The organism is Mycobacterium sp. RTGN6 (assembly GCF_033804605.1).
Lineage (GTDB): Bacteria > Actinomycetota > Actinomycetes > Mycobacteriales > Mycobacteriaceae > Mycobacterium.
In genome coordinates this window covers 42542-62053 of sequence record NZ_JAPZKZ010000002.1, presented here as the reverse complement: position 1 = coordinate 62053, position 19512 = coordinate 42542, and the positions used below count along the sequence as shown (strand labels likewise).

General features: G+C 68.7%; 14 protein-coding genes. 2 read left to right on the top strand and 12 right to left on the bottom strand.

Annotated features, from left to right (window positions below):
- Window positions 1–5: 5 nt before the first annotated feature.
- The 11 genes from SLQ33_RS04580 to SLQ33_RS04530 all read right to left on the bottom strand — a co-directional run bounded on the left by SLQ33_RS04580 (window position 6) and on the right by SLQ33_RS04530 (window position 17733).
- Window positions 6–3194, bottom strand: a complete 3189-nt coding sequence (locus tag SLQ33_RS04580) for an arabinosyltransferase domain-containing protein (RefSeq protein ID WP_319452621.1) — start codon at window positions 3192–3194, stop codon at window positions 6–8.
- Window positions 3191–6451, bottom strand: a complete 3261-nt coding sequence (locus tag SLQ33_RS04575) for an arabinosyltransferase domain-containing protein (RefSeq protein WP_319452620.1) — start codon at window positions 6449–6451, stop codon at window positions 3191–3193. Before SLQ33_RS04575 ends, SLQ33_RS04580 begins: the two co-directional genes overlap by 4 nt.
- 24 nt (window positions 6452–6475) lie before the next feature.
- Entirely contained in the window at window positions 6476–9685 is a 3210-nt protein-coding gene (locus SLQ33_RS04570) for an arabinosyltransferase domain-containing protein (RefSeq protein ID WP_319452619.1), read from the bottom strand.
- Between the two features lie 4 nt (window positions 9686–9689).
- Window positions 9690–11555: a galactan 5-O-arabinofuranosyltransferase gene (locus tag SLQ33_RS04565; RefSeq protein ID WP_319453254.1), complete on the bottom strand. Its 1866-nt coding sequence runs from the start codon at window positions 11553–11555 to the stop codon at window positions 9690–9692.
- Window positions 11556–11581: 26 nt separating this feature from the next.
- Window positions 11582–12364 carry a decaprenylphospho-beta-D-erythro-pentofuranosid-2-ulose 2-reductase gene (locus tag SLQ33_RS04560; RefSeq protein ID WP_319452618.1) on the bottom strand — a complete coding sequence of 261 codons (783 nt, stop codon included), beginning with the start codon at window positions 12362–12364 and terminating at the stop codon, window positions 11582–11584.
- The gene (locus tag SLQ33_RS04555) at window positions 12365–13765 is read right to left on the bottom strand and encodes an FAD-binding oxidoreductase (protein WP_319452617.1); all 1401 of its coding nucleotides are present in this window, start codon (window positions 13763–13765) and stop codon (window positions 12365–12367) included. It lies immediately after the preceding gene.
- Window positions 13766–13786: 21 nt separating this feature from the next.
- Complete coding sequence (locus SLQ33_RS04550) at window positions 13787–14182, bottom strand: GtrA family protein (RefSeq protein WP_319453253.1); 396 nt, start codon at window positions 14180–14182, stop codon at window positions 13787–13789.
- Window positions 14183–14244: 62 nt separating this feature from the next.
- Complete coding sequence (locus SLQ33_RS04545) at window positions 14245–14655, bottom strand: PAS domain-containing protein (RefSeq protein ID WP_319452616.1); 411 nt, start codon at window positions 14653–14655, stop codon at window positions 14245–14247.
- A gap of 69 nt (window positions 14656–14724) precedes the next feature.
- Entirely contained in the window at window positions 14725–15456 is a 732-nt protein-coding gene (locus tag SLQ33_RS04540) for a GAF and ANTAR domain-containing protein (RefSeq protein ID WP_319452615.1), read from the bottom strand.
- A gap of 47 nt (window positions 15457–15503) precedes the next feature.
- Window positions 15504–16208 carry a GAF and ANTAR domain-containing protein gene (locus SLQ33_RS04535; RefSeq protein ID WP_319452614.1) on the bottom strand — a complete coding sequence of 235 codons (705 nt, stop codon included), beginning with the start codon at window positions 16206–16208 and terminating at the stop codon, window positions 15504–15506.
- A gap of 109 nt (window positions 16209–16317) precedes the next feature.
- Window positions 16318–17733, bottom strand: a complete 1416-nt coding sequence (locus SLQ33_RS04530) for a PLP-dependent aminotransferase family protein (protein ID WP_319452613.1) — start codon at window positions 17731–17733, stop codon at window positions 16318–16320.
- 48 nt (window positions 17734–17781) lie between these two features.
- Here SLQ33_RS04530 and SLQ33_RS04525 point away from each other — a divergent pair, with 48 nt between their 5' ends.
- Entirely contained in the window at window positions 17782–18252 is a 471-nt protein-coding gene (locus SLQ33_RS04525; protein WP_319452612.1) for a carboxymuconolactone decarboxylase family protein, read from the top strand.
- Window positions 18204–18950 carry a phosphotransferase family protein gene (locus SLQ33_RS04520; RefSeq protein WP_319452611.1) on the top strand — a complete coding sequence of 249 codons (747 nt, stop codon included), beginning with the start codon at window positions 18204–18206 and terminating at the stop codon, window positions 18948–18950. The genes SLQ33_RS04525 and SLQ33_RS04520 overlap by 49 nt, the downstream gene beginning before the upstream one ends.
- Here the strand turns inward: SLQ33_RS04520 and SLQ33_RS04515 are convergent.
- Window positions 18947–19279: a zf-TFIIB domain-containing protein gene (locus SLQ33_RS04515; protein ID WP_319452610.1), complete on the bottom strand. Its 333-nt coding sequence runs from the start codon at window positions 19277–19279 to the stop codon at window positions 18947–18949. The genes SLQ33_RS04520 and SLQ33_RS04515 overlap by 4 nt on opposite strands.
- Window positions 19280–19512 lie beyond the last annotated feature (233 nt).

The window sequence follows — 19512 nt, the reverse complement described above, 5'->3', positions numbered from 1 at the left end:
GTGCGCTACGGCTTGTAGCGGATGCTGCCCGGCGACCACAGGCCGCTGCGCGTGGCGGTGCCAAGCTGGAGCTCGGCTGGCTGGGCCTCGACGATGGTGTCGAATCTGCGCAGCGAGCCCCAGTCGCGGCCCCAGTCGTGGTTGAGGTAGGCGGCCATCACGTTCTGCCGCAGCAGCAGGTCGGTGATGCCGAGCAGGCCGCCGTTGAGCCCGTCCTCCCAGGTGTCGGTGTCGAGCCGTTTGGCGTTGTAGTCGGGCGTGATGCGGAACCGTGGCACCTCGGTGACGCCGTTGGTGTGCAGCATCGGCTGCTGGCATGGGAACGCCAGGCCGACCGCCCAGTCCATCAGCACGGGCTGCGTCGAGCCGACGTACTGCTGCACCGTGCGCAGTTCGGGCACCCGCGGCGGGGTGACGGCGATCCAGTCGCCTGGCGTGAGCGACAGATCCTCGGCGATGACGCGCACCGCGGTTGCGTCGGCCGGGATTTGCGCGCGGTCGAACCGCAGGTTGCGCCAGGACGGAATGGGACCAAGGTCGTAGGGGACGACGCGACCGGCGGCCACGAAGCCGCCGTCGGGACCGGGCTTGCCGTACTCGAGTTCGACGGTCTGACCCTCGGTGCGACCGTTGAAGATGCTGTCGCCGGTAATGCTGCCGGCGGCGGTGATGACGACGAGCGGGTGCGCGGCGTCGGGGGCCGGCAGCTGGTACCACGCCGACGTCAGCCTGCTCTGCTGCTGTGCGGGCGTGCCGACGTACGTGCCAGCCATCGGCACTCGCTTCGGGTCCAAGTCGTACGGCAGCGGCACGGTCGAACCGTTCACGCCGGGCGAGCTCAGCTTCGCCGGACCGTACCAGTCGTAGTCGGTGCCCGACTTGGGCAGCGGTTCCCGCCGCGACTCGGCGACGATGCGGTCGGGCACGCCGGTGGGGGTGAAGCCAATTGGGCCGACCCCCCCCAACGGGCCGAGCGGGCCGTAATTGCCCGGAACCGGTTGCAGGAAACCGGCATTGGGATCGGGCTCGACCAAGACATCGTCGGCCAGCCCGCAGCCGCCTGCGAGCGCGGCCAGGTTCGACGAGGCATTCGAGTAGGTACCCCACTGCCGGACCACACCGACGGTCATCGATCCGATGAAGACGACCACCATCAGGCCCGCGGTCAGGGGGATCGGCGCCGCCGTGACGAGGCGCGCCACCCGGCTCTCCTGCCTGCCTCGGGCGAAGTGCAGCCAAAACGCCCAGACGGCGGCAATCGCGAACAGCGCGAAGAAGATCGTGCTGATGGTGACGCCGCCGACCTTGGGCATGGCGTTGTTGAACGGCACGCCGAAGCTCGACACGTACCACCAGCCGTTGGTGGTGGAGAAGCACAGGGCGAGCACGAACAGCACCGCGGCGGTGAACGCCATGCGGTTGCGCGCCGACCGCAGCACCGCCGCCGACACCAGCACGGTCGCCACCGCGGCCATCGCGGCGCCAACGGCGGCGAACAGCCCGAAGTGGTGCACCCACTTGGTCGGGGTGAACATGAGGAAGAACATGGTGCCGAAGATGATGCCCATCAGCCGCCACACCGGACCGCGGGCCACTCCGGGAACTCGCTTGCGGCGCAACATGATGAACAGCGACGCGAACAGGCTCAGCGCGGTGATGAAGAAGCCGAATCGCCGCGACAACGACCCGTCGACGGTCGGCAGGATCAGGTAGTAGTAGCGCAGATTCTCCGTCCACCACTGCTGGCTGGGGCCGATCGCCGTGCGAATCTTGGTGGCCTCCAACACCGTTGCGATCGTCTGGTCGGCGAACACCACCGTCAGAATGATCGTGCCTGCGGCAAGGAGTGGCAGCACCAGCGGCCACGTGCCGACGACCCGATGGCGGCGCACCAGGATGCGCAGCAGCGGACGGCCACCTGCCAGCAGGGCGGCGACGGCGATCAGCCCCGTCGGCTGGATGCCGAGCGTGAATGCGGCGGTGGTGACCGCCAGCGCGGCGGGGGTGAGCCGGCCCGAGCCGATGGCCCGTTCGATCAGCACGTAGGTGATCAGCGCGCCCGTCGCGATCTGCCCTTCGGGACGCAGCCCGTTGTTGAACGGCATCCACGCGGCCAGCAGCACCAGTCCGGCCGCCCACAGCGCCGCGCGGCTGGAGACCACCGCGGGCCCGAGCCGCGGCAGCACCTCGCGGGACAGCAGCAGCCAGCACACCAGCGCGCACACCAGGTCGGGCAGGCGCATCCAGATGCTGGCGTCGCTGACGTGCGTCATGAGCGCGAGCAGGTTGTAGAACCAGCCGAACGGGTCCTCGGGGCTGCCGAACCAGCGGAAGTAGTTCGACATGTAGCCGGCCCGGTCGGCGACCCGGGCCATCTGCAGGATGTAGCCGTCGTCCGACGAGTTCGCGCCGATGACGTGCCACACCAGGAACGAGCCCACCACCACGCCGTCGACCGTGGTGAACGTGCGCCATCGCGACGGGATGACCCGTTGCATGCGCCTGCCGTCGAGTTGGTCGAGCCGCCAGAGCGCGATGAGCGCGATGACGGTGGCGATCATGGCGAGCACCATCGCGGTGAGCTTGAGCGCCGTCGGGGAGGTGCTGAACCGGGTGTCGATCGTCGCGGACAGCGAGAGCCCTTGCGGTGCAGGCCCGTTCATCGTGGTGAATACGCCGACGACAGCCGGCCGCAGATTCGGGTCGGGGAAGCCGCTGCGCAGGTCCTTGCCGTCCGGACCGGGGATTCCGACGAACGTCGCGAACGTGCCCGACTCGTCGGAGACGATCTCGATGCGCGAGCAGCCCGGGGCGCCGGCTGTGCCGATCACCTTGGCGCGGGGAACGCTGCCGATCACCACGTTGCGGTCGGTGATGTCGATACGGGACGACGTGACGTTGACGAACAGTCCGTTCAATGCGGCCTGCTTGGCGTCGGGCGGCGCGGTGCCAAGGATGACCCCACCCGAGGGAGGCATCGATGCCACCACGTCGCACGGCACGGTTACCGACACGTCGACCGGGGTCAACGTGATGAGCGGTGCGGTGACGTTCGTCAGCTGCCCGCTCTGCGGCCAGTCCAGCGTCGCCGTGGTCTGCACCACCGGAAGTAGCGGCGTCAGCACCGACAGCACGGCGCCGATGAGGCCGGCGATCATCGCCACCCAGCGCGCGATCCTCACGTCACCCTTCATTGTGGGTTCCCCACGGGCAGTGCACGGATCGGGCCGCGGCGCGTCCAACCGAATACCGTCTGCGCACCCTGGTCGACGACGGCGTCGGGTGCGTCGGTGGCGGGGATCAACCGTTCATACCGTTCGATCGAACCCCAGTCGCGGTACCAGTCGTCGCGCAGGTAGGTCGGAATGGACGACGTGCGCAGCAGCGCCTGGATGAACAGGAACGGGCCGCCGTCGTCGGCGGACTGCCACTGGTTCGACGACACGACGACCTGCTTGTAATCGGGCAGGATCCGGTAGTCGGGAAGCTCGGCGATCCCGAGGTGCTCGGAGAACGGGCGCTGGCAGGGGAAGTTCGCGGCGGTGCCGATGTCCAGGAGTACCGGTGTCTGCGAGCCGAGCAGCTGTTGCGCGGTCTCGAGCACCGGGACGCGCGGCGGCGTGAAGGCGAACCACTGGTCGTCGGACAGGTTGGGGTCGTTGGCCACGATGCGTGCGACGTTGGCCTCCGGCGGCGCCAAGGCCAGCGGGAAGCGCAGGTTGCGCCACGCGCGTTGCGGCGAGTTGACGGCGTCGATGGGCTGGACCTCGGCGAGCGCGGTGAAGGTGCCGTCCGGCTGCTGCACGCCCCACTGGAGCTTCAGCGACTGGCCGTACAGGAAGCCGCCTTCCTCGTCGTTGGACCAGATGGCGCCCGCGGCGGCCATGGTCACCAGCGGCCGGTCCGGGGTGCGCGGCGGAAGCGCGTACCAGGCGGACGTGGCCTTGGCGGCGACGGTGTTCTCCTTGTAGCTGCCCATCACCGGCGTCCGCGCGGGGTCGAGCCCGAAGGGCAGGAACACGTTCGAGCCGTTGACGCCGACGGGACCGTAGCCGCCGCCGGTGCCCGCCGAGAATCCGATGCCGACGTTCGGCTTGTTCGGGGAGCCGTCCGAGTTCACCGTGCCGGGGTTGGCCGTCACCGGTTCCGGCGGCTCGAGTGAGTCGGACACCCCGTTGGGGGTGAACCCGACGGGGGTCGTCCCGCCGAGCGGTCCGTCGGGGCCGAAGGTCTGACCCGGAACCGGTTGCAGCAGACCGGCATTAGTGTCGGGTTCGACGAGCACGTCGTCGGCCATCGCGCAGCTCGTCGAGCCGAGCGCGTCGACGTTGGCCTTCGCCGTGGTGTAGGCCGGGTAGCGGGCCGCCGCGCCCTTGGCCATGGACGCGACCTCGAGCACCACCATGATGGTGGCGACGATCAGCAGCGGCGTCGATGCCAGCGTCCGGTTGCGCCGGGTGTTCGCGACCTCGGTGTGCCCGGCGTAGTCGAGCCGGAAGTGCAGCCAGCCCCCGAGCACTCCGGTGATGACGGCCAGCCCGAGGAACATGCCGGTGACCGGGATGCCGGCGATCACCGGCTGCTTGTCGAACCAGGGCACCCCGTAGTTGCCGACGTAGAACCAGCCGTTGATGCCCGACGTCGCCCACGCCAGCACGAAGAGCAGCGCCGTGACGTACAGCGCCAGGTTGCGTCGGCTGTGCAGCCCGACGCGGGAGAACGTGAACGCGGTGACGGCTCCGAGCGCGCCTGCGAGCCCCGCGAAGGCGCCGAACTGGACGGCCCACTTCGTCGGGGTGAAGGTCAGCAGCAGCAGGCCGACGGCGGTGGTGCCGAGCAGCCGCCACACCGGCCCACTGACCATCCCCGGCAGGCCGCCGCGGCGTAGCAGCACCGCGAACATGCCGAACACGCACAGCAACAGCAGCAGCACCGAGAAGCGTCGGGTCAGCGAGCCGTCGACGCTGTCCTCGACGGTCAGGAAGTAATAGCGCAGGAAGTCCTGGTACCAGTCGATGGTCGGGCCGACTGCGTACTTGATGCGGGCCGACTCGGCGACGGTGGCAAGGGTCTGGTCGCGGAAGACGATCACGAAGAACAGCGACGCCGAGGCGGCGAGCGCGGCCAGTGGTGCGAGGTATCCGTAGGTGTCGCGCTTGGCGCGGATGATCTTGACGACGGCGCGCGCGCCCACCAGCAGCGGGGCCACCGCGATGAGTCCCTGCGGGGCCAGGGTGACGCTGAAGGTCGCGACGACGATCGCGGCCGCGGCGGGCCAGACGCGGCGGGCACCGATGGCGTACTCCACCAGCACCCAGATCAGCAGCACGCCGAACGCGATGAGCGGCTCGGGCCGCAGCCCGTTGTTGAACGGCAGCCAGGCGGCGACGAAAACGGCCCCGGCGGTCCACATCGCGACCCGGTTCACCGCGACCCTGCGGCCCACCCGCGGGATCACCCACCGGCTCAACAGCAGCCACGTGGCGATTCCGGCCAGGGTCGCGGGCAGTCGCATCCACACACCCGCGGTGCTGACGGCGGCCAGGTGGGCGAGCACGCTCTGATACCAGTCGAACGGCGCTTCGGAGGCGCCGAAGTACCGGTAGTAGTTCGCGGCGTAGCCGGCCTGCCCGGACACCCGGGCGATGGTGAGGTTGTAGCCGTCGTCGGACGACGTGGCCCCGATGACGTGCCAGAGCAGCAGTGTCCCGATGACGGCGCCGTCGGCGAGCCATGTCGCCACGCCCACCCGCCAGAACCGTCGCCACGCGCCGCGCACCCGTCTGCCCGCGCGCGCGTCGAGCATCGCGAGCGCCACCACCGACGCCAGCGTGGCGAGCACACCGAGCGTCATCAGCACGGTCTTGAGCGCGCTCGGTGACGTGATGAACCGGGTGTCGACGTCGATGCGGGCGCCGAGGCCTGGCCCGGGGCCGACCTTGAGCTCGGTGAACGCGCCGGCGACCTGCGGCTTCTTTTCGATCGCCAGTGTTCCGGTGGCGCCGGGAATCCCGACGAAGTCGGCACCGACGCCGCCCACGTTGGCCCAGAGGTGAAGCATGCTGCACGCGCCGGAGTCGACGGCCTTGCGGGGCGCGACGGTGGCGACCGAGTCGCGGAACGCGACGACGACGCTGTCGGCGGTGGCGCGGACGAACAGCCCGTTGCGGCTGGCGTCGATGCCGGCCGGGGGAATGGTCGAGAAGACCAGCCCGCCCGCCGCGGGCAGCGTGGCGACCGCCTGGCAGGGGATCGACACGTCGAGGGCCAGTGGAGCGCCCGACACGAGCGGGGCGGTGACGTCGGTGACGAACCCGTCGGCGCCGGTGCCCTGCGGCCAAAGAATCGTCGCGGTGCTCTGCTTGACAGGCAGCAGCGGTGTCAGGCCGCACAGCAGCAGTCCGACGACGCCCGCGACGATCGCGATGAGTCGACTGGTCCGTGCGGGCACGAGGGACAAGGGTATGCGACGGACCTAGCTCGGCCGCAGAGGCGCGGGACTCCACAGTCCGCTGCGGGTGGCAGTACCGAGGTCGAGCCTGGCGGGCTGCGCGTTCGGGTACCACGGCGTCAGCCGCTGCAGCGCGCCCCAGTCGCGGAACCAGTCGTTCTTGAGGTAGGTCGGCACCGGCGACGCGCGGGCCAACAGTTCGGTGATGCCGAGCGGGCCGCCGCCGAGGTAGTCCATCACCGGCGAGTTCGCCTCCGCGCCGAAGCGGTCGGGCAGGATCCGCCACTTTGGCACCTCGACGACGCCGTTCTGGTGGCCGAACGGACGCTGGCACGGGAACGCCAGCCCGACCAGCCAGTCGAGCATGACCGGCTGGGTCGAGCCGATGACGTCCTGCAAGGTGCGCAGCACGGGGATGCGGGGCGGGGTCACCGCGATCCAGTGCTGCGGGGAGAGGTCGTCATCGCTGGCGACGATCCGAACCTGGGTGGCGTCGGCGGGGATGGCGGCCAGTGGGGCGCGCAGGTTGCGCCAGGCCGGTGCGGCGCCGACGTCGGCGAACCCGAGGCCGCCGCCGGACTGACCCTTGGCGGCCTGGGCGTCGGTGGCCCACTGGACGATGACCTCGCCCGGGTCGAACCGACCCGCCGCGGCGACGACGAGCAGCGGTCCGGCCTGATCGCGTGGCGGCAGTCGGTACCAGGTCGACCGGAGCACGGCGGGCTGCTGCGGCCCCGCGCGCCAGCTGCCCATCACCGGGACGCGGCTCGGGTCGAGGCCGTACGGAAGCCGCGCGCGGGAGCCGTTGACCCCGCCGGCCGCGGTGGTGCCGCCCTCGGTGCCTGGCTCGCTTTCGGTCATGAGGGAGCCATCGGTGTCGGCGAAGTTGCCGCTGCCCTGGGGTTCCATGACGGGGTCGGCCGACAGGTCGGCGGGTATGCCGTTGGGGTTGAAGCCTTGTGCGGTGACGGAGCCGAGCGCGGCGCCGACGGGTACGTTGCCCGCGGGTTGGAGCAGACCCGCGTTGGAGTCCTCTTCGACCATGACGTCACTTGCCAGGCCGCACGTCTTCCCGGTGAGTGCCTCGAGATTCGATCGGCCGACGGTCCATCCGGGGTACTGGCCGACCATCGCAATGGTCAGCGACGCCACCTCGAAGACCACGACCACCCACACGGCTATCGCCAACGGCGCCTGGGCAATTCGGCTCAACCGCCCTGTGCCCGGCGGCCCAGCGCCCCTTCCGGTGAAGTTGAACCACGCGGCGACCAGCAAGGCCAACACCGACAGTCCGAGCAGGACTGTGGTGAAGCCGAAGTGCCACTCGGGGAACGCATTCGACCACGGCACGCCGAAGTTGGACACGTACCACCAGCCGTTCACGCTGGCAAACGAGAGCGCCAACATGAACAGCACGGTGGCCGCGAAGACGGTGCGGTTGCGCCGGGAGCGCATCGCGGCAGCGGTCACCGCGACGGCGGCCAGCGCCCCGAGCGATCCCGCGAGGCCCGCGAACACCCCGAAGTGGTGCGTCCACTTCGTCGGCGTGAACATCATCGCAAGGAACGAGATGATGGTGATCCCGACGATGCGACGGCTCGGACCCAGCGCGGTACCGGGAATTCGCCCCTTGCGCAACGACATCGCCACCGATGCGGCGAGCGCGAGGAGCAGCGTCAGCACCGCGAAGCGGCGCGCGATGGAGCCGTCGGGACTGGCCATGAACAGCCGCTCGTAGCGGATGTGCTCGTCGAACCAGGCCAGGCTGGGGCCGACCGTCGCCTTGAAGGTGCTGGCCTGGACCTCGCTGGCGAGCGTCTGGTCGCGGAAGATCAGGATGATCGTGACGGTGCACGCCGCCAGGATTGGGGCGAGCAGCGCGAGATAGCCGAACCGTGAAACATGAGCGGCGACAATGGTCTTCAACGGGCCGATTGCCACCAGCAGCGCGCCCACCGCCGCGATGCCGGTCGGTCCGGAGAACAACGTCAGCGCGCCGATGATGATCGCGATCGCCACCGGGAGCAACCGGCTGGTCGCCACGCCGCGCTCGACCGAACACCACGTCAGCAGGATGCCCAGCGCGATGATCGGCTCAGGGCGCAGGCCGTTGTTCAGCGGCAGCCAGAAGGCCAGGAACATGCCTGCCGCCGTCCACGCCGCGGCGCGGCTGTGCTTCACCGCGTGGCCGAGTCGCGGGATCACCTCACGGCTGATCACCCACCAACAGGCCAACCCCATCAGCAGGGTGGGCAGCCGCATCCACACGCTTGCGGTGCTGACGTGCGCCCACAGGGCGAGCAGGTCGTAGTACCAGCCGAACGGCGCCTCGGGGGTGCCGAACCAGCGGTAGTAGTTGGCCATGTAGCCGGCGTGCTCGGACACCCTGGCCATCGTGAGGATGTAGCCGTCGTCGGAGGTGTTGGCGCCGACGAAGTGCCACCACACCAGGCCGGCCGCCACCAGCCCGTCCAGCGGCGACATCGACCACCACCGCGGCGGAAGGAAGCGGCGGTGCCGGACGCCGTCGGCGCTGTCGAGCATGTGCAGCGCGCCGAGCGCGAGCACCGTCAGGGCGACGCCGACGATCATCACGATCGTCTTCAGCAGCGTCGGTGAGGTGCTGTAGCGCGAGTCGATGGTGGCGGAGAACTCCAGGCCGGGAGGCGCGGGGCCGGACAGGTCGGTGAACACTCCGACGATCTGCGGGCGGAAGTCGTAGCCGCTGCGTTCGCCCCGGCGCGGCTCGTCGGGATTGGCCGTGCCGTCCGGGTCGGGGTCGGCGTTGAGCCCGACGAACTCGCCGGTCACCTTGTCTGCGTGTGCGGTGAACTCGAGGCGCTGGCAGGCGGGGCTCAACACTTGGTCCAGCGGTGCGCTGACGACGGGGGTGTTTCGGACGATGACGAGCAGGTCGGTGCCGACGCGCTCGATGAGCAGTCCGCGGTCGATGGCCTTCGGGGCCTGCTTGGGCACCGTCGACAGCAGTACGTTCGCGGGCCCGTTCAATCCGGCGGCGGCGCGGCAGGGGATCGTGACCTTCAGCTCGGTCGGCACGTACCCGATCAGGGGCGCGTCGACGCTCTGCAGTACGCCGTTCTGGGGCCAGTTCAACTGGGCGGTGGTCTGCGTGACGGGCAGCAGGGGCGTCGCCACCGCAAACACGGCGCCAAGCAGTCCGGCGATGATGGCGATAGCACGCGGAGTCCGGTGATTGGCTCCCGCGACGGTCACGGGGCTAGATGTTAGTGGTCCGGATTGCGAGGACGAACGGACCGATGTCCGAAACCGACCAACGGGGGTCGTCGAACAGCGCCGAGTCGAGGGTGATCTGGTACCGGCGAACGTTCGGTTGGTTGGGGTAGACGTCCGACGCGAGGCGCAGCGTGTAGGTGTCGTTGGCGCCGTGTCGCATGACGAAGACCGTCGGCGGCGCCCAGGGCAGCGCGTCGAGTGACGCGATGAACTGGTCGGGCTTGGTCAGCGTCGCCCAGCTCTCGATGGCCTTGGAGCGCTCCTTGAATTGCGCCAATGGGTTGGCGTAGTGCGAGGTCAAGCCCTGGAAACCGTAGTACGGGTAGTACGCGAGGAAGCTGTAGTCGGCGGTCAGCACGACCGTCTCGTTGCGCGGCCGACCGGTGGTCTCGCGGATCTTCGCGTCGAGCTCGGCGTAGTACCGCTCGGCCCCGGGTGGCCGCCGGTCCGCGCGCTGCCCGGAGCCGTCGGTGTCGGTGTAGGCGACGGTGATGTCGGGCCGCAGCACGTCGGGGATGTCCTGGCTGAAGGTCATCGCGCCGATGGCGCCCACTGTCGCGGCGGCCGCCACGATGCGCCGGGAGTGGGTGGGCCAGCGCGCGGCGATCGCGATGGCGGCTTCGACGAACCCGAACGCGCCCGCGGCGCTCAGCAGCACCGTCAACGTCGGCTGGAGCCGGAACGACAGCAGCGTCGTGCCCGCCAGGGTGGTCACCATCGACAGCAACGACCACGCGTAGACCGAGAGCACCGCTACCGCCAGCGCACCTGCCCGGGTCGACGTGCGGGCGTAGAGCACCATCCACAGCGTCCCGACCATGCACAGCGCGCCGAGCAGCGTGAAGCTCAGCATCGGGAAGGTCAGCTGCGCTCCGTCGATGGGAAGGTAGTGCTGCGCGGTCCCCGTGTCGGCGGGCGAGCCCTTGATGGCGGCAAGCAGCCACGGACCCAAGCCGATCAGCCACATCGCCCCCGCGATCGCCGCGATGGCGAGCAGTCTCAGCAGCGGCGCCCAGCTTCTGTGGGTCGCCGCGACGAGCAAGCCCATGATCGTCAGCGTGAATGCTGCATAGCCGAGCAGCAGCGAATAGAACAGCGCGGCGACGCCGAGGAAGAGGCCGGTGCCGATGACGGCGGCCCACCCGCGGTGCTGTTTCCCCGAGTCGCTGCGCTCCTGCCCGCCGGTCCCGCGCCGCGCCCCTCGCAACCCCGACCACGCCAGCACGAACACAGGAGGCAGCAGCATGGTGATGATCGCGGCGTACGGCTCCGCGGGGGCATAGGCCAGCATGACCGCCGCGGTCGCTGTCGTCACGACCAGTGCGAGCTCGAAGCGGATCATCGCCACCCACAGCACCAGTGCGACGGCGACGGCCGCGGTGATGGAGATGATCGCCCACGGCTTGAACATCTCCCAGGCCGGCGTTCCGGTCAGCGCGGCTATCCGGCCGCCGATCCAGAACCAGCCCGGCGGGTAGAAGGGCGGCAGGCCCAGGTAGGTCATGTCGTGCGGGGCGGCGGTGTCGGTCAGCCGGGTCAGGTATTCGGTGCGGAACTGCTGGTCGACCGAGACGCCGAAGAGGTACAGCTTGGTGGCGCCGAGCGGCATGGCCAGGGTGACGACTGAGAACGCCGAAAGGAACACCACGGCAATCGAGCGGGCCAGCCACTGGCGGCCCCGTCGCCACAGTAATCCGGATGCGAGAAGCGCTGCAAGACAACCGAACTGACCAACCGTAGTCAGCGCGTAAAGCTGATTACTGGAATTGAACGCGGGCCACTCGACCCGTGCGATCGCCACCAGTGCGACGACCGAGACGACGACCGCCACCGCGATGGCGGCCAGCATCTGGCCGAGTGTCCGCAGGGGCACGATCAGATCGGGAGCTTGCGGAAGATCGGTCGCGGGACGTGCCGGAGCACCATCATCACGTACCGGAACGCCCCTGGCGCCCATACCAGTTCCTTGCCCTTCGCCGACGCGGTGACAGCGAGCTCGGCGACGTACTCCTTGTCGACTGTGAACGGGGCCTCCTTGGCGCCGGTCGCCTTCCAGTGCGCGATCGTCGTCGAGGTGCGGACCTGTCCTGGACGGATGACGAGGACGCGAACTCCGAACTCGCGCAGCGCTTCTCCGAGCCCTAGGTAGAAGCCGTCGAGTCCGGCCTTGGTGGAGCCGTAGACGAAGTTGGACCGCCGCACCCGCTCGCCGGCCGCCGAGCTCATCGCGATGATCTGGCCGGAACCCTGCGCGCGCATCTTCTCGCCGACCAGTACACCAACGGAAACCGCTGCGGTGTAGTTGATCTCGGCGATCTGCACGGCCTTGCGCTGGTTCTGCCACAGTTCTTCGGCGTCGCCGAGTAGCCCGAAGGCCACGATCGCGATGTCGACGTCACCGCCGGCCCAGGCCGCATCGATCACCGCGGGATGCGTGTCGCTCTTGACGCCGTCGAAGTCGATCCACTCGACGGATTTGGCGCCGGCCGATGTCATGGCGGCGATGGCGTCGGCTTTACGCGGGTGGTCGGGGAGGTCGGCCAGCACTACGCGGGCCTTGGCGTCGCGCAGGTAGCGCTCGCAGATGGCCAGCCCGATCTCGGACGTGCCTCCCAGGAGCAGGATGGTCTGTGGATTGCCAGTGGCGTCGAGAACCATTTAGAGAAGCTCCAAGCGTCGGGCCATGTCGGAGGCGAACACACCATTCGGGTCGGCCTTGCGGCGCACTGCAATCCATTCGTCGATGCGCGGATACATCCGGTGGAATCGCTCTGCGTTGACTCGGGAATCCTTCGCCGTGTAGACCCGTCCGCCGAATTCCATGACACGGTCGTCGAGTTCGTTGAGGAACTCGTTCACGCCGAGCTTGTTCGGGAAGTCCATCGCGACGTTCCACCCGGCCATCGGGAAGCTCAACGGCGCGCGGTTGCCCGGGCCGAACAGTTTGAACACGTTCAGCGCCGAGTAGTGGCCACGGGTTTGAATCCAGCGGATGATGGCCTTGAATTCGTCAAGCGCATCGGGCGGCACCAAGAACTGGTGTTGCGCGAAACCCGCTGGCCCGTAGGCATTGTTCCAACCGCCGACCAGATCGAGCATGTGGTAGAACTGCGACAGGTTCATGATCTTGCCGCTGTAGGTTCCGCCGAGCCGGTAGTAGACCTCTCCGATCGCCATGAAAGACAGCTTGTTCATCGCGCTGATCGGGAAGACGTTCGGAACTGTAAGCAGTTGCGGCGCATCGAATTTGAGCGGGTCCTTGGCCAACTTCTTGGGTAGCTGGTCCAGCGTCGCAAGGCTGCCACGGCTGACCGCTGCCCGGCCGAGCTTGGGCGGTGGACTGATGAGGTCGAACCAGGCGCTCGAGTAGGTGTACTTGTCTTCGCTGCCGTCGAGATGCACCGCGACGGTCTCTTCGAGGTCCTTGGTGGCCACGCCGTCGGCGATGAAGTAAGCGGTTTCGGTCCGGGTCATCGCGATGCTGGCACGTACCACGATGCCGGTCAGGCCGTTTCCGCCGACGGTGGCCCAGAACAACTCGGCGTCCGGCCCGTCGGGAGTGATGCTGTGGACCTCGCCGTCGGCCATCAACAGGTCCATCGACAGCACGTGGTTGCCGAAGCTACCGGCGCTGTGGTGGTTCTTGCCGTGGATGTCGGAGGCAATGGCTCCGCCGATGGTGACCTGGCGCGTGCCGGGCAGTACCGGCACCCACAGTCCGAAGGACAGTGCGGCCTTCATCAGCTGGTCGAGGCTGACGCCGGCGTCGACGTCGGCGACCGCCGAATCGGCGGACAGTGAGTGAATCTTGTTCAGCGCGGTCATGTCGACGACGAGACCGCCGCCGTTCTGCGCTTGGTCACCGTAGGAGCGGCCGAGCCCCCTGGCGAGTACCCCGCGGCGTAGGTACGAGGGACTGGACGAGGTCGCGTCGGCGGCTTCGCGGACGGCGGTGGCAATCAGTTCGACGTCGGGAGTCTTGAGGACTTGTGCGACGGACGGTGCGGTTCGCCCGAAACCGGTCAGGGCGCGCGAGGTCGTCGGCAGGTTCGTGGCCATCGTGGATTGAGGGTACCGCCCTCACTTCAACCGGAAGATCACCGCGCGTTGGACCACGAAGTTGATGACGGTCGCGGTGCCCTGCGCGATGACGAACGCCACTGGCACGCGCCAGGGCTTGTCGTCCCACAGCATGTAGAAGAAGTAGTTGATACCGACCTGCACGGCATAGGTGACGGCGTAGAGCGCGCACACGGCGATGAAGCGGGACGTGCTCGGGGGCGCCTTGAACGTCCAGCGCCGGTTGATCAGGTACGCCGTCGTCGTGCCCGCGATGAAGCTCAGCGTCTTGGCGACGTTGACGTGCAGGCCCAACCACAGGAACAACAGGTACAGGCCGAAGTCGACGATCGCCGACAATCCGCCGGTGACGGTGAACCGCCACACCTGCGTGGTCAGACTCAGATTGGGCGACATCGGGGGCTCGGCCACGTGGGCAGCTTAGTCAGCGGGCTCCGGACGGCTCGACACGCTGACCGCTAGCACGATCCGCCGGCCCAGAGCCAGTCGGTCACGTCCATCATGCCGATCAGCACCAGTGGGTCGGACTTCCGCAAGAGCAGCGGCGCGGACACCGTCGTCCGAATCACGTGACCGTCGGCATGATTCCAGCTGACGATGGATTCGGCGAACCGCAGTGATGCGACACAATCGCCCGGCGAGCGATCGAGGTGGCCGACCAGTAGTTCGGGCAGGTGCAATCGCGGCACGGCCTCGGCGTCGGCGTGCCCGAGCATGTCCGCGCAGGCTGGGTTGGCGTAGACGATGTCGCCGGTGAGTCCGACCCCGAGCATTGCCGTGGGGATCCGGTCAAGGAGCAGCAGTGCCGGAAGCGCGCGGAGGTACCCCGAGACCTCGGTGGGCGGAGTCGCCCGCCGCCGTTCCTCCATTGCCCGACTCCTCCGCTCGCGGCAATACGTGAGCCGTCACCGGGAGTCTGGAGCAACGATTGGTTGAGCCTAGCGCCGTGGCTCGCTGTTCTGCTGGGCTTCGCTCGAGCCCTCGATGACCTGCCGGGCCACTTCGCTGAGCAGGCGATTGGAGTTCCGCGCCATGGACCGCAACTGCACGAAGGCCTGGTCCATGTCGAGGCCCTGGCGCTCCGCGAGCACGCCCTTCGCCTGTTCGATCACGATCCTGCTGTTCAGCGCCGTCTGCAGTTGGCTGTTGACCACGGCCCCACGCGTGAGTACCCGTTGGTGCAGAATCCCGATCGTGGCGACATCGGCCAGCGCCTGAGCCACCAGGAGGTCTGATTCGGTCATCCCGATGGGCTTGGTGCGGAACAGGTTCAGCGCGCCTATGCGTTCGCTGCGCAGCCGCAGCGGGATGGCGTACACCGCACTGAAGCCCTCGGCGCTGGCACGCGCGGCGAACTCGGGCCACTGCGACGGGTCGGCGCGCAGATCGTCGACGAGCACCTGTTGCCCGGTGCGGTAGGCCTGCAGGCACGGCCCGGCGTCCGACTGGATCTGAAGCAGATCGAGCAGCCGGGTTTCCTCGCTGGTCGAGGCGAGCACCTGTAGCCCACCGCGCAGGTCGTCGAGCAACAAACCTGCGGAGTCGGTGTCGAGCAGCGCGACGCAGTCCTCCACCAACTGCTGGGCGAACTCCACCACGTCGTAGTCGTCCACCAGAGTGTCCGCCAACGCGACGAACGCCTGGACCAGTGGGCCTTCACGACCGGTCATTGCGCTCTCCTCATCGTCATCCATCGTCTTCCTATACCCACCCTCGGTCAATGCTCATCGGGATTGAGGCGCAAACGTCGCTCGATCACGTCGCGGGCCACCTCGGTCAGCGGCCGATCGTGGGCGAACGCATAGGCGCGCAGCCGCAGGTAGGCGACGCTGGGTGGGACGGCCAGCTGGGCCACCACCATGCCGGTCGCCTGGTGAACCTCGCGGGATGCCGGCGACGGGGTCCACCACACGTCAGCCGCACTCGCGACCCCGTTGATCGGAGGAACGCGGGACAGCAGCACCATGGTGACGATGTCGGCGACGGCCAACATCTTCGTCATCTCGTTGGGCTCCAAAGGAATCGGATCGGCGCGGTAGAGGTCGAGTACGCCGACCGCGATGGCCCCGATCTGCAGCGGGAACGCGAACATCGCTCCGCGGGCGTCGCTTCCGAGCGCAGCGCTGAACCCGGGCCACCGATCGAGTTCCGCCGCGAGGTCGTCGACCAGTACGGGACCGCCGCGTCGCATCGCGTCGATGGCGGGGCCCTCGCCCGTGATCGACTGGTGCGCTTCGATGCTGGCCGCGGTGTCGTCGGTGGCGCTCAACGGTTCCCACGCCGTGGCGGCGACGCTAATCGTGACCGCCGCCCGGTCCACGGGTAGTACCTCGACGCACGCCGCGCACAGTTGAAGTGGGCCGAGCGCCCCGTCGGGGTACGCCGAGAGGGCGGCCATGAACCGGCCTGACGGAGAGGTCATCGGCGCACCCCGGACATGAACATCACTCGCCTCGATCGGTGAGCACGACGCAATGCGGTCCAGACGAGGTGCTGCCGAGCAGTATGGCACCCGTGCGCGGACGACCCGGTCAAGTCAGGCCGCTGGCCTCGAGTACATCGCACAACGCGTCCACCGCGGCATTGAACGCGTGCTCGGCCGGTCCGCCGAAGTTGACCACCAACCCGTCCGCTTCGGGCACGTCGTCACCGGCCAGCGGGTGCCGCAACAGTGACAGCCCGGACAGCGAGATGCCGGCTTCGCCCGCCCTACGCAGCACGGCGTGTTCGGTGCCGTCGGGCAGTAGCAGGAGCAGGTGCAGGCCTGCCGACAGGCCGCTGATGCCGACGTCGAATCTGGCTAGCCGCCTTACCAATTCGTCACGGCGCCGTCGGTAGGCGATGCGCATGCGGCGGATGTGCTTGTCGTACTGACCGACGGCGATGAAGTCCGCCATGGTCAGTTGATCGATGGCGTTGACGTAGAACTGCTGACCGCCCGCCGCGGCGATGACCGGTTCGACGAGGTCGTCCGGCAGTGCCATCCAGCCAAGTCGCAGCGCGGGGGACAGGCTCTTGCTCGTCGACCCGAGATAGGCCACCCGCTGCGGGTCGAGGCCCTGTACCGACCCGATGGGCTGGCGGTCGTAACGGAACTCGCCGTCGTAGTCGTCCTCGAGCACGTAGCGGCCGGTGCGACGGGCCCAGTCGATGAGCGCGGTGCGTCGCTCCGCGTGCAGGGGCACGCCGTGCGGGAAGAAGTGGGCGGGCGTCAGTAGGGCCGCGGCGACGTCGAGGTGGTCGAGTTCGTCGACCTTGGCGCCGTGCTCGTCGAATCCGATCGGGGTGGTGGCGACGCCCATCGCGGCGATGGCGTCGCGGAACAGGAACAGCCCGTAGCCCTCCACGGCGATCGGTCCGCGGCCGGCGAACGCGCGCGCCAGCAGTTCGACGGCGTTGCGGGTGCCCGCGCAGATGACGACGTTGTCGGGGGAGGTGCGGACACCGCGTGCGCGTCCGAGGTATTCGGCCAGCGCCTCCCGCAGTTCGGGGCGGCCGCGCGGATCGCCGTTGCGCAGTGCCTCGTTGGGTGCGGCCGTGAGCGCGCGGCGCGCCGATGCCAGCCACGCGTTGCGGGGGAAGGCCGACACGTCGGGGGAACCGGGCATCAGGTTGTGGGCGGGCTGGCCCGGAGCGCCGCGGGGCCGGTTCGAGGACCGGATGTCGCGGGTGTTGACCACCCAGGTGCCTGCGCCCTGCCGGGACGCCAGCCAGCCTTCGGCCACGAGATCGGCGTACGCCTCGGAGACGGTGTTGCGGGCCAAGCCCAGGTCGGTGGCGAGCTGCCGTGACGGCGGCAGCACGGTGCCGGTCGCCAGCTGCCCGGAGCGGACGGCGTCACGCAGTGCGCCGACCAGTTGGTCCTTGGCGCCCCTCGTACCAGGACGGATGGCTTCCCCCAGATCCAGGTGGAGGTCGCGGCGCCCCGAATTGGCCCATGAAACCATGTACGAATTGAACCATGATGATGGGTGTTTAGTCGCTACCGTGGTGGCATGACCCAAACACTCGAAACCAAGAACACGACCGACCGCATCAAGATCTACAAGGCCTCGCCGGAGCTGTACGACGCGATGATGACGCTGAGCACCGCGTCCGCCAAGGACATCGACCCGACCATCGCCGAGTTGATCAAGATCCGCGCCTCGCAGATGAATCGCTGCGCGTTCTGCCTCGACATGCACACCGCCGACGCGCGCAAACACGGGGAGACTGAACAGCGCCTCGCCCTGGTCGCGGCGTGGGAGGAGGCCGGCGACCTGTTCACCGAGCAGGAGCGTGCCGCGCTGGCCATCACCGAGGCGATCACCGACCTGCGTCACGGCCCTGTCTCCGATGAGGTGTATGCGCAAGCGGCCGAAGTGTTCTCGGAGCGGGAACTCGGCCAGGTCATCGCGATGGCTGTCACGATCAACGCGTGGAACCGGATCAACCTCGCGGCGCCGCAGCCGCTGCCGCGTCGCTGATCGTCGTCGACGGCGACGTCGTTCTGAAGACTCACCGACTGGGCACCGACCCGCAGGCACTGAGCGAACGCCTGCGGGTCGCGGCCCGGTCGGTTTGTCTGTTGTCCCCGCTCACGCTCGACCCCGTACCGGTCGGCGACCGTTGGCAGACGCGGTGGCCGCGCGTCGAGGTGGTGACGCCGGACCCGGCTGCCTTGCCGTGGGGCGACGCCGGCCGGCTCTTGGCTGCCCTGCACCGCGAGCCGCCGGGAGACTTCGCGCTACCGCACGGGGGTCCGGCACGGCTGGCCCGGGCGCTCGCGAGGTTGGGCGACGGACCCGACGCCGCCGTGATCCGGCGGGCGGCAGCCGGCCTGCGGCCGGCTGGGCACCGACCGATCACCTTGGTACACGGCGACTTTCACCTCGGACAGCTGGGTCGACGCGAAGGGTCGTACGTATTGATCGACGTCGACGACCTCGGAGTCGGCGACCCGGCCGCCGACCTGGGCCGTCCAGCCGGGTTCTGGGCGGCCGGGCTGGTACCCGATGCGGATTGGTTCGCGTTCCTCGACGGCTATCGGGAGGTCGATGGACCCGCGGTGCCCGCCGGCGACCCATGGCCGGTGCTCGAGCCGTTCGCCCGCGCCGCCGTCGTCGCTGCGGCCGCGAACCAGCCCGACGAGCTACTGGTCGCGGCGTGCGCCCGCATGGGCTAACTGGAGAAGAACAGCCGACCGAAGCCCTGCTTGCGGTAGTGCTTCCCGCCGCGATTACCCCACTCCGGCCCGTATCCGTAGCCCGGCTGCTGGCCGTAGCCCGGCTGCTGGGGCGGCGGCGGCGCGGCCGCAAACCGGCTATCCATCTGCGTCAGCGATTCGAGCTCGCCGAAGTCCAGGAAGATCCCGCGGCAGGTATCGCACTGTTCGAGGTGCACGCCGTTGCGCTCGTAGGTCTTCATCACACCGGCGCACTTCGGGCACAGCAGCGTGTTGCCCGCTCCCGGCGTCGGAGGAGGCGTTGGCGGTTGGTATGGCGGAATGCTCATGGTTCGACAACGCCCGAGCGTCCTGGGAAGTGCCTAGGAACTAGAACGGTGGTGGGTTGGCGTCGAGGTGGGCTTGGTTGCGTTTGCGTTCGGCGGCGATGGCGTGGGCTTGTTGTTGGTGGCGGGTGTGGTGGCACCGACGGGCCGAAGAACACTTCACCAGAACGCTTGTGAGCAGCATAAACGCCGCAGATGCGCACCGCGCCACGCGCTCCTCGGCTTAGACTTCCGCA